We start from the raw sequence: 14,147 nt of genomic DNA on the forward strand, positions 1-14,147 counted from the left end.
ATCCTTTCGGTGATTCATCAACAATTTGCTGGGCGTGGCTGCCCCTGGGTATTCCCTGGCTTGGACCGACCGCGCTGGGCTCAGGCGGCCGGGGCGGCGCCGAGGGCGAAGTCGTAGTTCCCCACGCCGTGACGGGCGAGGCCCATCATGACCAGGCCCGTTCCTTCCAGCCAGTGCGCCATGTTCAAGCCGCCGACGTCCAGCGGGCGCAACCTGAGGCTTTCGATGAATTCCGCCACGGCCGCCTTGGCGCGCGCGTCATCGCCCGCGATGAAGACGTCAAGCGGACGGCCCTGGGCCAGGACAACACCGAAGATGGTGTTGAAGGCCTTCACCACGCTGGCGCTGGCCGGGGCGGCCTTGGCCACATCCTGTGCGACCGAGGTGCCCTCGGGGATGGCCAGCCCGTCAGCCGCGGGGTTGAAGGGATTGCTGATGTCGACGATGACCTTGCCTGCGAGGGCGTCTCCGTACTGGGCGACTACCGGCACGACGTGGGCGTACAACAGAGCCACGATGACGATGTCCCCGACCGGAACGGCGCCGAACTCTCCGGTCGTGGCGCCGTCGCCGAGAGTCTTGGCCAGGTTGGCGGCTTTGGCCGGGTCGCGGCCGATGATCTCGACGGTGTTGCCGCCCGCTACCGCCAGCGCGCCGATGGCGCGGGCCATGTGCCCGGTGCCGATGATGCTGATGCTGCTCATGAGGTGTCCCGTCTATACTGAGGCTCGAATAGGTTGACTCTTCAACCTTAGGATCGATTTGGTGACGTGTCAACAAATCGAGAAGGTGTGGAGGCTGATGGAACCGAACTGGCTGAACCCGCGTGAAGACCGCGCCTGGCGGGCCTTCGTCTACGCGCATCAACAGATCGAGGCCCACCTCAACCGACGCCTGCAGAAATCAGGCCTGTCCGGGGCCGACTACGAGGTCCTGGCGGTGCTTTCGGCTCTCGACGAAGACCGCATGCCCGCCCACGCCCTGTGCAAAGCACTGAGCTGGGAGAAGAGCCGCCTGTCCCATCAGGTGCGGCGCATGCAGAAGGACGGGCTGATCAGCCGGGAGCCCAACCCCGAGGACGCCCGCAGCACCATGGTCTGCCTGCTGCCGGCCGGCCGGGAGGCCATCGAGGAGGCGGCGCCGGGGCACGTGGAGGATGTGCGCCGGAACTTCATCGACCTGTTCACCGAGGCTGAGCTCGACATGCTCGCCGTCCTCAATCAACGAGTCCTGCACCACCTGGCCACAGACGATTCCGCCGGCGAAGACGAGTCCTCATAGCCCGCATCAGCCGTGCGCGATTCGCCCCCCGCATTCCCGCCTGGCGGTCACTGGGCAACCCATGCGGATACGGTTCCAAGCAGGACACGGCGAGATGCCGACCCACAGGCGCATGGTGCCGAGGCACGGAGAAGGCAGATGAACAGCACACAGCGCGCTGACCAGTGGCAGCGCTTGAGCCCGCGGATGCTGCTGGTGCATCCGCTGCACGAAGTGCTGCGTGAACTGCCGCTGCTGATCGCGGTGGTGGTGTTCGGCTCGGCGACCGACAACCGGCCCTGGGTGCTGGCGGTGGTGTCGGTGATCGCCGTGGTGGGTGTGACGCGCTGGTTCACCACCACCTACCGCATCGAGCCCGACCCCGAGGTCGGCCGGATCGAGCTGCGCTCAGGTCTGTTGCGCCGCAAGTTGCTTTCGGTGCCCCGCAACCGGATTCGCTCGGTGGAGACAGACGCCCGGCTGTTGCACCGGCTGCTGGGCCTGACGGTGTTACGGGTCAGCACGGGTCAGCACGCCGCCGCGGACGGCGCCTTCGAGCTGAACGCGGTCGAGAGCGGCGAGGTCCCCCGGCTGCGCGCGACGCTGCTGGCCCACACCGGGCAGAACGCGCGCGCTGCGACCGGATCGGCGCCCGCCCCGGCGACGGTACTGGCACGGTGGCGGCCATCGTGGCTGCGCTACAGCCCGCTGAGTCTGTCCGGGCTGGTGATGGTCGGGGCCGCGGTGGGTGCGCTGTACCAGAGCGGAGTCTGGGCGGCGCTGGAGGATTCGCCGGTGAGCCGGTCCTGGCTTCAGGCCGCCGAACAGTTCGGCGTCCAGCAGAGCCTGACGCTGATCGCCGCCCTGCTGGTGGTGGTCTCCATGCTGTTGGCGGTGCTGCGGTCTTTGGTGACCTACGGAAACCTGGTGCTGTCCCGCAGTTCCGGTGCGGGCGGTGACGTCCTGGCGTTGAGCTACGGCCTGCTGCGGGTGCGCGAGCACAACTACGACATGCGCCGGTTGCGCGGCGGAACGCTGCGCCGGCCGTTGTTGGTGCGGTTATTCGGCGGCGCGCGGCTGGACGCGGCAATGACCGGGGTTAACGGGGAAGGTGAGTCGTCGATCCTGCTGCCGCCCTGCCCGCGGGCCACCGCCGAGGGAGTCTTGACCGGGCTGGTCGCCGACCCCGTGGTGGTCACCGGCCCGCTGCGCAAGCACGGCCCGGCGGCGACTCGCCGGCGCTGGACTCGGGCGCTGCTGCTGCCGGTGGCCGCCGGGGCCGGGCTGGCGATCGCCGCGGCGTTCGTTGAGCTACCGCAGTGGTGCTGGCCGGCCTGGGCGGCGATGACGCTGGGCGCCGCCCTGATGGCCGTCGACCGGGTGCGTGCCCTGGGGCATCGCGTCGACGCGCGCTGGCTCTCGGCCCGCACCGGCAGCTGGGAACAGCGCCGCTACTGCATCGCCACCGCGGGCATCGTGGGATGGACGGTGCGCCAGAGCTGGTTTCAGCGCCGCGCCGGGGTGGCCACCCTGATCGCCGCCACCGCCGCCGGCGTCAAGGCCTACCGGGTGATCGATGTGCCGCAGGAGTGGGCGTGGTCGGTGGCCGCGCAGGCGTCCCCGTGGGTGGCAAACAGTCGCTGGACGCGACAGCGCTGAGTCTTGTGGCGGCCGGCGCCGCAATTACTCGGACCCGGATGCTGCAATAGTGGAATCTTAGAGCTGACTAGTAAATAGTCGTCCATGGCAATTTCTCTGGACTAGGCCGCGAATGGGTTGTATATACGTTTCGTTGCCGCCGGCGAGCGGCGGAGCGCAACCTTTTAGGGGTCAAATACCGTTCTTACGTGGGGATATGGTGCGATAAGTGCCCCTGTTTGACGGTGACTGGCTGATCGCCAGCAGGATTTTCTACCGATTTTTCAGAAATGACATTCATCACGCCTAACTTCGCTTATGCTCCGAAACTAAGGGAAAGCTGAGTTGTACTTAGCGAAAAGGGGTGGAGAAATGGGTGTTCGCCAACGTGGTGTGAGGAATGGTCGGGTGGGGACACGTCGACGCGAGCGTGCGGTGGGTGCCGCCGCGTCTGTCGGGGCTTTCTTGGCATTGGGGTTGGGGCCGTTGGCGTCGGCTCCGGCGGCCAACGCGGACTTTGAGGATCTGTTCACCGATCTGTTTGATCCCAGCGCGTGGGGCAACCTGTCGGGCGATTTCGACAGTCTGTTCACCGGTTCGGACTGGGGCCTTGGTGCGGCTGACGCGTCCGGGGCGGAGCTGGCCCAAATGTGGGACACCTACTTCTATGCGCCGCTGCACGACAGTTTGCAGGCCTGGATCGACTCTGACTTCGGGTCGCAGGTAAACGGCGTGATCAACCAGATGTTCGCGCCCTTCACCGAGGGCTTCTGCGGGATGATCTGTAACGGCGTCGACGGCACCGAGGCCGACCCCGACGGCGGCAACGGTGGCCTCTGGTTCGGCGACGGCGGCGACGGCTGGTCCTCGACCCTCGACGAGGTAGCCGGCGGCAACGGTGGGCACGCCGGTGGGATCGGCAACGGCGGCGATGGCGGCGCCGGTGGCCTGGGTGCCGACGGCGGCCAGGGCGGCCACGGCGGTGAGATGTGGGGTAACGGCGGCGACGGCGGGGCCGGCGGTAACGCAACGGCGACGCTGACCGCAGGTAACGGCGGCAACGGTGGGGCGTCGGGTCAGGCTCAGGACTTCTTCGGCATGGGAGCGCTGGGTAACGGCGGCAACGGCGGTGTCGGCGGCGCGGGCTACACCGGTGCGGCTGGGTCGTTCGCCAACGGTGGTGCCGGCAACGGCGGCAACGGCACCAACGGCGGCAACGGCGGTAACGGTGGGGCCGGTTCGTCGATCCTGGGCATCGGCGGCAATGGCGGTACCGGCGGTGCGGCCGGTAACGGCGGCGCGGGGGCCACCGGCACCGCCGCCAACATCAACGGTGGCGCGGGCGGCAACGGTGCGGCCCCGGGCACCGGCGGCAAGGGCGGCACGGGAGCCAGCTTCTTGGGTGGCAGCGGCAACGACGGTGCCCGCGGCGGTGGCGGTAACGGTGGTGACGGCGGTAACGGCTATGACGCGGCCGCCGATGCCAATGCGCTGGCCGGTGCGGTCGGAGGCAACGGTGGCGCCGCCGGCGACGGCGGGGCGTACGGCAACGGTGGCAACGGCGGTGCCGGTGGCAACGGCGCGAATGGCGCCGTGGGTACGGCGGGCACCGCCACCAACATCAACGGCGGCAACGGTTCCGGTGGTGGTATCGGCGGCAACGGCGGTAGTGGTGGCGCCGGCGGAACCAACGCCGGTAACGCCGGTGCCGGTGGTGCCGGCGGCGCCGGTGGTAACGGCGGTAACGGCGGTGCCGGTGTTGAGGGCACCGATGGCGCCGACGCCGAGGCCGGTAGTGGCGCCGACGGCGGTAACGGCACCGACGGCGGCAGCGGCGGCAACGGTGGGTCCGGTGCCAACGGCGGTGCGGGCGGTGCCGGTGGTGTGGCGCAGGCCGACGGCTACAGCGACGGTGCCGCCGGTGCCGGTGGCGTCGGCGGTAACGGCGGAGCGGCAGGCAACGCCGGTGACGGCGGTGACGGCGGAGCCGGCGCGGCCGGCGGAACCGGGACCACTGCGGGCAGCGGCGGTAACGGCGGCAACGCCGGAGACGCGGGTACCGCGGGCGGCGCCGGCACGGGCGGGAGCAGTGGTGACGGCAGCTCCACGGCCGCCAACGGCACCGCCGGTGCGGCGGCCACCGGAGTCGGCAACGGCGGCAACGGTGGTGCGGGTGCGAACGGCCAAGTGGTCACCACCGGCGGCGGCGACATCGCCCAGGACGGCGGTAGTGGCGGCGCCGGCGGGGCTGCAGGTGCGGTCGGCAACGGCGGTAGGGGTGGCGCCGGCGGCGCCGGCGTGGACGGCACCGGCGGCAATCCGCCGGCCCAGAACACTCCGCCGGCGGCCGGTGGTGGTACCGACGTGCCGGACAGCACCGGCGGCGGCGGGCAAGCCGCCAACGGTGGCGACGCCAGCGATGGAACCACGGCCGGGCAGGCCGGCGGTACCGGTGGGAGCGGCGGCACGATCTTCCAGCCCGAAAGCAACGCCACCGGCGGCAACGGCGGGTCCGGCGGGTCCGGTGGCCTAGGCGCAGTCGGCGGTGACGGCGGAGGCGGCGGCACGGTATTCGGTGGCGGAGACGGCATCGACGGCAACGGCGGTACCGGGGGGGACGGCGGTGACGGCGGGGCCGGCGGTGCGGGCGGTAACGGCGGCGTCGGCGGTAACGGCGACGTCGGCGGCAACGGCACCGGTGGAAACGGCGGCAACGGTGGCCATGGCGGCACCGGGGCCGCGGGTGGCAACGGTGGCAACGGTGGTTACGGGGATACCGATGGTGCTGTCAGCGGCACCGACGCCACCGGCGGTGGCGGCGGTAACGGCGGTGACGGTGGTACCGGCGCCAGCGGGACCAGCGGCAGCAGCGGTGGGGCCGGCGGCGCCGGCGGGGCCGGCGGCACTGTGAGTGGTGTCGGCGGTGACGGTGGCGTCGGTGGTGCCGGCGGTAGCGGCGCGGACGGCGATGTCGGTGGTGCCGGCGGTAACGGCGGCACCGGTGGCGTGGCCAGCAACGGGGAAGTGTCCACCGGCGGTAACGGCGGCGACGGCGGTAACGGCGGCGACGGCGGGAACGGCGGGAACGGCGGCAATGGCGGTACCGGCGGGACCGCCGGTACCGGCGCCGACGGCGCGGGCGCCGCGGGTGCTGGTGGGGCCGCGGGAACGGCTGGTACCGGCGCGGCCGGCGGCGACGCTGGTACGGGTGGGGCCGGCGGCACCGCGGCCAGCCCAGGCGGCACCACCATCATCGACGGCACGGCCGGCAATGACGGCACCGCCGGCGGTCACGGCACCGACGGCACCGCCGGAACGGCGGGCCAGCCCGGCGGTCAGCCCTGACCCGCGGGTCGCCTGACTTCGGCTAGCCGAGGCAAAGGTCCCCCAGATCACCCGATCTGGGGGACTCTTGCGTCTCCTGGGCGCACGTCGGCCTCATCGACTGTGTGGATTGGTGGGCAAGATCAGCGAATCAGCAACGAAACCGCACACTCGGCGGGCGGGGCGGCGTCAGTCGAGGGCTACGACTCGCGATTGAGCTGCCGGATGGCCACGATCCGCGCCCGCAGCTGATCCGACGTCGCCGCCGCCACCGGGGGGCCGCCACAACGCCGACGCAGCTCGTTGTGAATCCAGCCGTGCGGTTTGCCGAGCCGATGATGGGCCGCCGACACCAGCGCGTTGAGTTCGTGGCGCAGCTCGCGCAGCTGTCCGTGCGTGGTCACCGGCACCGGAACCCCGCCGTCGTTGACTGCCTTGGACCGCCGATCCAGCTGCTCTTCCTGGCGCTGACGCAGCAGGTCGCGCATCTGGTTGGCATCCAGCAACCCGGGGATACCCAGGTAGTCGGCCTCTTCGTCGCTGCCCGCCGGGGTAGCGGTGCCGAACGAGGCGCCGTCGAAGATCACCTGGTCCAGTTCGGCGTCGGCCCCCAACGACTCGAACTTGTTCTCCATCTCCGACGGCTCGTCGCGCCGGCGCTCGGCCTCGGCGAACTCGTCGCGTTCGGATTCCCGGTGTGGCTTGCCCAACACGTGGTTGCGCTGCTGTTCCAGCTCGCTGGCCAGGCCCAGCAGTGACGGCACCGACGGCAAGAAGATGCTGGCGGTCTCGCCCGGCCGCCGTGACCGCACGAACCGGCCGATCGCCTGCGCGAAGAACAACGGGGTGGAGGCACTGGTGGCGTAGACCCCGACCGCCAGTCGGGGCACGTCGACACCTTCGGAGACCATCCGCACCGCCACCAGCCAAGGGCTGGTGGCCGCGGAAAACTGAGCGATCTTGTCCGACGCGCTGGGGTCGTCGGAGAGCACCACGGTGGGTTCCTCGCCGGTGTGCCGTTTCAGCAGCACCGCATAGGCGCGGGCCGCCTTCTGGTCGGTGGCGATGATCATGCCGCCGGCATCGGCCATGCCGCCGTCGCGCAACTGGCGCAGCCGGGTGTCCGCGGCGGAGATCACCGCCGGCATCCATTCCCCGGTCGGGTCCAGCGCGGTGCGCCACGCTCGGGCGGTGTGCTCGGCGGTCAGCGGTTCGCCGAGTCGGGCCGCGTGCTCCTCGCCGGCGCTGTCGCGCCAGCGGGCCTCGCCCGAGTAGGCCATGAACACCACCGGGCGCACCACGCCGTCGGCCAGCGCATCGGTGTAGCCGTAGCTGTCGTCGGCCACCGAGCGCAGATGGCCGGCGCCGTCGGGCTCGTAGTTGACGAAGGGGATGGGGCTGTCGTCGCTGCGGAACGGAGTTCCGGTCAGCGCCAGCCGGCGGGTGGCATCGTCGAACGCCTCACGGATGCCGTCGCCCCAACTCTTGGCGTCGCCGCCGTGGTGGATCTCGTCGAAGATCACCAGGGTTTTCGCGGCCTCGGTACGCACCCGGTGCCGGGTGGGGTGGCTGGCCACCTGCGCGTAGGTGACGACCACGCCGTGGTACTCCGAGCTGGTCTGCGAGTCGGAGTTGGAGAACCGCGGATCGAGCGCGATGCCGTGGGAGGCGGCGGCTGAGGCCCACTGCACCTTGAGGTGTTCGGTGGGCACCACGATGGTGATCCGCTCGACGGTGCGGTCGGCGAGCAGCTCGGCCACGATCCGCAGCGCGAACGTCGTCTTACCGGCGCCGGGGGTGGCCACCATCAGGAAATCTCGCGGCTTGGCGGTCAGATAGCGCACCAGAGCCCGGCGTTGCCAGCCCCGCAAAGCCCGGGTGCTGGGCGCTGCTTCAGCCCGCACCCGGTCTCCTATCTGATCGAGATGCAGTCTAGGGCAAGCCGATAGGATCGTTGGCGTGTCCACCCCGCGTGAGCCGGAATCCATTCGTGTCGAGCGGCTCCGCGACGCACAGGCCAAGGCCGTCGCACTGTTCGACGAGATCGAACGATGCGGCATGGTCCGCCCCGGAGTCGGCGAGCGGCAGCTTTCCGATGAGATCCGGGACCTGGCCGCCGACATGTTCGGGGTGACGCGGCACTGGCATCGGCGGGTGGTGCGGGCCGGGGAGAACAGCCTGCTGCCGTTTCACGCCGACCCGCCCGACCGTGTCATGGCCGACGACGACATCGCCTACCTCGACCTGGGGCCGATCTTCGAGGAGTGGGAGGCCGATTTCGGCCGCACCTTCGTGCTCGGCGATGACCCGGACAAACTGGCGCTGCGCGACGCGCTGCCTGGAGTGTGGGGCGCGGGTCGCGCCTTCTTCGAGGCGCATCCCGACATCACCGGCGCGCAGCTGTTCGAACACGTCGTCGGCCTGGCCCAGGATGCGGGCTTCGAGTTCGGCGCTCCCATCGCCGGGCACCTGCTCGGGGAGTTTCCGCACAAGAAGATCTCCGGTGACGACGCCCGGTTCTATGTTGCGCCCGGATCCGACGAGCCGATGCGCCGGACCGATCCCACCGGCCGGGTCTGTCACTGGATCCTGGAGGTGCACCTGGTGAACCGGGCCCGCGGATTCGGCGGCTTCTACGAGCAGTTGCTCGACGTGGCGTGAGCCCCGATCAGCCGATGGGGTAGACCACCCCGGTCAGCTCCTCGGAGACGGTCCAGAGGCGTTGTTGAACGTCGACATCGTGTGACTTGCTGCTCGACTCGACCACCTTGGGGTAGCCGCGCTGCTGACCCCAGCCGTCAGGGCCGTAGTACTGCCCGCCACGCACACCGGGATCGGTTGCGGCACGCAGCGTCGGCAGAGCGCCCATGTCGGCTCCCTGGAACAGGGGCTCGATCAGCGGCGTGATCCGCGCGAGCAGTGGGGGCAGGTTGCGGGTCAGCTCGGTGCGGGAGCCTCCGGGGTGCGCAGCTGTCGCGATAGTCGTGGCGTGCGGGGCCAGGCGCCGCTGCAGTTCGTAGGTGAACAGCAGATTGGCGAGCTTGGCCTGCCCGTACGCTGCCACCCGGCTGTAGCTCCGCTCCCACTGCAGGTCGTCGAAGTGGATGTCGGCGCGGATGCGATGACCGATGCTGCTGACCGTCACGACCCGGGAGCCGGGGACCGGCAGCAGCCGATCCAGCAGCAGCCCGGTGAAGGCGAAGTGGCCCAGGTGGTTGGTTCCGAACTGGAGCTCGAAGCCGTCCTCGGTGGTCGCCTTCGGCGTCCACATCACCCCGGCGTTGTTGATCAGCAGGTCGATGCGGTCGTGGTCGGCGCGCAACTGTGCGGCGGCGGTGCGGACGGAGTCCAGTGACGTCAGGTCGAGTTCCTGCAGCGCCACGCTGGCTCCGGGGCTGCGCTTGCCGATCAGGGTCGCGGCGTCCTTGCCCTTGTCGAGATTGCGCACGGCCAGCACCACGTGGGCGCCCCGCGCGGCGAGCGCCAAGGCGGTTTCATAGCCGAGGCCGGTGTTGGCTCCGGTGATCACGGCGACCCGACCGGTCTGGTCGGGGATATCGGCGGTTGTCCATTTGGCCATGGGAGGCTCCTGAGCGGTAGGGTAAACGGGGCGGACGCTCCGGTTGATTCGACTATACGGAACGCGCGCCCCGTTTTGTCAACCGATTGGGGCTGTCACGTGGCTGAGCAGGCACGTCCGTTACGCGCCGACGCGGCGCGCAACCGTGCGCGTGTGCTGGAAGTCGCCTACGAGACCTTCGCGGCCGAAGGGCTGTCGGTGCCGATCGATGAGATCGCCCGGCGAGCCGGAGTCGGGGCCGGGACCATCTACCGCCACTTTCCGACCAAGGAGGAACTGTTTCGGGCGGTGGTCCAGGACCACATCCGGCGCCTCATCGAGGGGGGCTACGCCCTGCTGGAGTCCGATGGTCCCGCCGAAGCGCTCTTTGGCTTTCTGCGTTCGATGGTGAGGTGGGGAGCGAAAGACCGCGGTGTGGTCGAGGCGCTTGCCGGACTCGGCATCGACGTCGGGCAGGAGGCCGAGGAGGCGTTTCTCACCCTGCTCGGGGAACTGCTGCGATCTGCCCAGAATGCCGGCACGGCGCGCCGCGATATCGGCACGCGCGACGTGAAGTCGCTCCTGGTCGGATGTCAGGCGATGGAGTCGTACAACCCGGAGTCTGCTGAACGGGTGACCGACGTCGTCATCGACGGTCTGCGGGCCTCCCAGTAGCAGCCCGCATCGTCGCCGCGACCTTGCACTCGGCATAGGCGAGTGCTAAAAATGACGTTGGCACTCGCGACCAGTGAGTGCTAGGTCGGGACGGTGAGGCACGGGGCCGCACCTGCGGAGCACACCCACAGCCGTCCGTCGCGGGCACTGCACCCGACCGACAAGACGTGCACCCCCTAACCGGAGGAATCACTTCGCAATGGCTAAGCAAATTGCGTATGACGAAGAGGCCCGTCGCGGCCTCGAGCGGGGCCTGAACGCCCTCGCCGACGCGGTCAAGGTGACGCTGGGCCCCAAGGGCCGCAACGTCGTCCTGGAGAAGAAGTGGGGCGCCCCCACGATCACCAACGATGGTGTGTCCATCGCCAAGGAGATCGAGCTGGAGGACCCCTACGAGAAGATCGGCGCCGAGCTGGTCAAAGAGGTCGCCAAGAAGACCGACGACGTCGCGGGTGACGGCACCACCACCGCCACCGTGCTGGCCCAGGCCCTGGTCAAGGAAGGCCTGCGCAACGTGGCCGCCGGCGCCAACCCGCTGGGTCTGAAGCGCGGCATCGAGAAGGCCGTGGAAAAGGTCACCTCGACCCTGCTGGCTTCGGCTAAAGAGGTCGAGACCAAGGAGCAGATCGCGGCGACCGCCGGTATCTCCGCGGGCGACCAGACCATCGGTGACCTGATCGCCGAGGCCATGGACAAGGTCGGCAACGAGGGCGTCATCACCGTCGAGGAGTCGAACACCTTCGGCCTGCAGCTGGAGCTCACCGAGGGCATGCGCTTCGACAAGGGCTACATCTCGGGCTACTTCGTCACCGACGCCGAGCGTCAGGAAGCCGTCCTGGAGGACCCCTACATCCTGCTGGTCAGCTCGAAGATCTCGACCGTCAAGGACCTGCTGCCCTTGCTGGAGAAGGTCATCCAGTCCGGCAAGCCGTTGCTGATCATCGCCGAGGACGTCGAGGGCGAGGCCCTGTCGACCCTGGTCGTGAACAAGATCCGCGGCACCTTCAAGTCCGTTGCCGTCAAGGCTCCGGGCTTCGGTGACCGTCGCAAGGCGATGCTGCAGGACATGGCGATCCTCACCGGTGGCCAGGTCATCAGCGAAGAGGTCGGCCTGTCGCTGGAGAGCGCCGACGTCGCCCTGCTGGGCACCGCCCGCAAGGTCGTCATCACCAAGGACGAGACCACCATCGTCGAGGGCTCGGGCGACTCCGACGCCATCGCCGGTCGGGTGGCTCAGATCCGCGCCGAGATCGAGAACAGCGACTCCGACTACGACCGCGAGAAGCTGCAGGAGCGCCTGGCCAAGCTGGCCGGCGGTGTTGCGGTGATCAAGGCCGGGGCTGCCACCGAGGTGGAGCTCAAGGAGCGCAAGCACCGCATCGAGGACGCAGTGCGCAACGCCAAGGCCGCCGTGGAGGAGGGCATCGTCGCCGGTGGTGGCGTGGCCCTGCTGCAGGCCGCTCCGTCGCTCGACGAGCTCAAGCTCGACGGTGACGAGGCGACCGGTGCCAACATCGTGCGTGTCGCGCTGTCGGCTCCGCTGAAGCAGATCGCCTTCAACGCGGGCCTGGAGCCCGGCGTTGTCGCCGAGAAGGTCACCAACTCCGCCTCGGGCACCGGCCTCAACGCCGCCTCCGGCGAGTACGAGGACCTGCTCAAGGCCGGCGTTGCCGACCCGGTGAAGGTGACCCGCTCGGCGCTGCAGAACGCGGCGTCCATCGCGGCACTGTTCCTGACCACCGAGGCCGTTGTCGCCGACAAGCCGGAGAAGGCGGCCGCACCCGCGGGCGACCCGACCGGTGGCATGGGCGGCATGGACTTCTAAGTCTGGTTGCACGACAAGGCCCGGCCTGCCTTCGGCAGGCCGGGCCTTCGTCGTTTACGTTGACTCTGCGCGGAGGGCGGGAAAGTGCGAGTGGGGCCCGCCCTGGACGCAGAGTCAACGGTGGGAGGCGCCATGGAAGTCGTGCTGCTGGGCACCGGCAGCGCCGACGGCTGGCCGAATCCGTTCTGCCGGTGCGCCTCCTGCCGGTCGGCGGCAACGCAGGTTCGCGCCCAGACCGCCGCGCTGGTCGACGATGTGCTGCTGCTGGACTGCGGGCCGGAGGCACCGCGCGCCGCGATGCGCCACGGGCGAACGCTGGCCGACGTCCGGCACATCCTGTTCACCCACGGCCACCCCGATCACGTCGGCCCCGCCGCGCTGCTGATGCGGCACTGGACCGGGACGGTCGAACCGCTCGATGTGGTCGGCCCGGCCGGTGCGCTCGATCAGTGCCGGCACTGGGTGGGGCCCGACGATCCGGTCCGATTCGTGACGGTGCAAGCCGGTGACCGTATCCGGCTCGGGGACTACGACGTGCGGGTGCTGGCCGCCGCCCACGGTGCCGACATCGGCGGTGACGCGGTGCTCTACGACCTGGCATCCGTTGGCGGCCGCATCTTCTGGGCGACCGACACCGGCCCGCTATCCGAGGCGACTCACGCCGAGCTGGCCGGCGCCGGCTACGACGCGGTGTTTTTGGAGGAGACGTTCGGGACCTATACCGAACACGGCACCGAACACCACGACCTGCCGGCATTCGCGACAACGGTGGCGCGGCTGCGTGCCAGTGGCGCCGTCACCGACACCACCGATATTGTCGCGGTACACCTGAGCCACCACAATCCTTCCGAGTCGGAATTGACTGCCGTACTGTCGGATTCAGGCGCCCGGCCGGGGCGTGACGGTGAGGTGGTGCGAGTGGGTGCAGCCGACGGTCACGCCACCCGGACCCTGGTGTTGGGCGGCGCGCGATCGGGTAAGTCCGCGCACGCCGAGGCGCTGCTGGCCGCCGAGCCGGCAGTGACCTACCTGGCCACCGGCGGAGTGCGCGAGGGCGATCCGGAATGGGTCGAGCGGGTGCGGCTGCACCGGGCACGCCGCCCCGAATCGTGGCGCACGGTCGAGACCGTCGATGTTGCCGAGGAACTGCGGTCGGCCCCCAACGCGCTGCTGCTGGACTGCCTCGGCACCTGGCTCACCGCGCGGATGGACCTGCACCACGTGTGGGACGGCGGTGACGGACTGAACGCCGTATCGGCCGACATCGACGAGCTGGTGGCGGCCTGGCGGGCCTGCCCGGCGCCGGTGGTGGCGGTGAGCAACGAGGTGGGCAGCGGGGTAGTCCCGCCCACCGCTTCGGGGCGGCTGTTCCGTGACCTGCTGGGAGTGCTCAACGCGCGGGTCTCCGCGGCCTCCGACGAGGTCGTGCTGATGGTGGCCGGGCGGCCGCTCAGGCTCCCCGCGGACTGACTTTGAGGTCGACGCAATCGCTGTAACAGGGTGTCTCGCCCGGTGATTCGGGCGTGGCGACCCGGATCAAAACGGCACGGGTCGGGGAGATCGCCACACTGGCCAACTCACCGGCATCGGACACCTGGGCCGTGCCGTCGACGATGACGGTGTAGCCGCCCGGAACCGGTGGTGGCCACATCACCGTCACATCCGCTGTGCGCGCCAGATTCGCCCGGCTGCGCCGACCGCCCAGCGCACCGATGTGCACCGTGTCGCCCCGCAGCACCGGCATCACCGGCACCGGATGCGGACGACTCTCGGCATCGACGGTGATCAGGTAGGCGTAGTCATGGCCCACCAGCTTCTCTGCGAGTCGATCGAAATCCACGCTAGAACTCATGAATTCGAGCCTAA

General features: G+C 69.7%; 11 protein-coding genes. 7 read left to right on the top strand and 4 right to left on the bottom strand.

Annotated features, from left to right (window positions below; translation table 11 throughout):
- Window positions 1–80 precede the first annotated feature (80 nt).
- Window positions 81–704 carry an NADPH-dependent F420 reductase gene (locus ACKY0W_RS02295; RefSeq protein ID WP_409436223.1) on the bottom strand — a complete coding sequence of 208 codons (624 nt, stop codon included), beginning with the start codon at window positions 702–704 and terminating at the stop codon, window positions 81–83.
- Window positions 705–801: 97 nt separating this feature from the next.
- On the opposite strand from ACKY0W_RS02295, the gene ACKY0W_RS02300 reads away from it, so the two are divergent.
- The 3 genes from ACKY0W_RS02300 (at window position 802) to ACKY0W_RS02310 (ending at window position 6,243) form a co-directional block, all read left to right on the top strand.
- On the top strand, window positions 802–1,281 hold the full coding sequence (locus tag ACKY0W_RS02300) for a MarR family winged helix-turn-helix transcriptional regulator (RefSeq protein WP_409437620.1): 480 nt from the start codon (window positions 802–804) through the stop codon (window positions 1,279–1,281).
- 138 nt (window positions 1,282–1,419) lie between these two features.
- Window positions 1,420–2,919 carry a PH domain-containing protein gene (locus ACKY0W_RS02305; protein ID WP_409436224.1) on the top strand — a complete coding sequence of 500 codons (1,500 nt, stop codon included), beginning with the start codon at window positions 1,420–1,422 and terminating at the stop codon, window positions 2,917–2,919.
- A gap of 387 nt (window positions 2,920–3,306) precedes the next feature.
- Window positions 3,307–6,243 (top strand): PGRS repeat-containing protein, encoded by a 2,937-nt coding sequence (locus tag ACKY0W_RS02310; protein WP_409436225.1) that lies wholly within the window; start codon window positions 3,307–3,309, stop codon window positions 6,241–6,243.
- Between the two features lie 179 nt (window positions 6,244–6,422).
- On the opposite strand, the gene ACKY0W_RS02315 is transcribed toward ACKY0W_RS02310, so the two are convergent.
- Window positions 6,423–8,126 carry a DEAD/DEAH box helicase gene (locus ACKY0W_RS02315; protein ID WP_409436226.1) on the bottom strand — a complete coding sequence of 568 codons (1,704 nt, stop codon included), beginning with the start codon at window positions 8,124–8,126 and terminating at the stop codon, window positions 6,423–6,425.
- A 55-nt stretch (window positions 8,127–8,181) separates the two neighbouring features.
- On the opposite strand from ACKY0W_RS02315, the gene ACKY0W_RS02320 reads away from it, so the two are divergent.
- Window positions 8,182–8,883, top strand: a complete 702-nt coding sequence (locus ACKY0W_RS02320) for a M24 family metallopeptidase (RefSeq protein WP_409436227.1) — start codon at window positions 8,182–8,184, stop codon at window positions 8,881–8,883.
- A 7-nt stretch (window positions 8,884–8,890) separates the two neighbouring features.
- Here ACKY0W_RS02320 and ACKY0W_RS02325 read toward each other — a convergent pair whose 3' ends face one another.
- Window positions 8,891–9,802 carry an SDR family NAD(P)-dependent oxidoreductase gene (locus tag ACKY0W_RS02325; RefSeq protein ID WP_409436228.1) on the bottom strand — a complete coding sequence of 304 codons (912 nt, stop codon included), beginning with the start codon at window positions 9,800–9,802 and terminating at the stop codon, window positions 8,891–8,893.
- A gap of 99 nt (window positions 9,803–9,901) precedes the next feature.
- Here ACKY0W_RS02325 and ACKY0W_RS02330 point away from each other — a divergent pair, with 99 nt between their 5' ends.
- The 3 genes from ACKY0W_RS02330 to ACKY0W_RS02340 all read left to right on the top strand — a co-directional run bounded on the left by ACKY0W_RS02330 (window position 9,902) and on the right by ACKY0W_RS02340 (window position 13,751).
- Complete coding sequence (locus tag ACKY0W_RS02330) at window positions 9,902–10,456, top strand: TetR/AcrR family transcriptional regulator (RefSeq protein WP_409436229.1); 555 nt, start codon at window positions 9,902–9,904, stop codon at window positions 10,454–10,456.
- Window positions 10,457–10,655: 199 nt separating this feature from the next.
- Entirely contained in the window at window positions 10,656–12,281 is a 1,626-nt protein-coding gene (gene groL, locus ACKY0W_RS02335; protein WP_406756491.1) for a chaperonin GroEL, read from the top strand.
- 132 nt (window positions 12,282–12,413) lie between these two features.
- Entirely contained in the window at window positions 12,414–13,751 is a 1,338-nt protein-coding gene (locus ACKY0W_RS02340) for a bifunctional adenosylcobinamide kinase/adenosylcobinamide-phosphate guanylyltransferase (protein ID WP_409436230.1), read from the top strand.
- Here ACKY0W_RS02340 and ACKY0W_RS02345 read toward each other — a convergent pair.
- On the bottom strand, window positions 13,732–14,133 hold the full coding sequence (locus ACKY0W_RS02345) for a pyridoxamine 5'-phosphate oxidase family protein (protein ID WP_409436231.1): 402 nt from the start codon (window positions 14,131–14,133) through the stop codon (window positions 13,732–13,734). The genes ACKY0W_RS02340 and ACKY0W_RS02345 overlap by 20 nt on opposite strands.
- Window positions 14,134–14,147 lie beyond the last annotated feature (14 nt).

This window comes from Mycobacterium sp. SMC-14, assembly GCF_046250075.1.
Taxonomy (GTDB): domain Bacteria; phylum Actinomycetota; class Actinomycetes; order Mycobacteriales; family Mycobacteriaceae; genus Mycobacterium.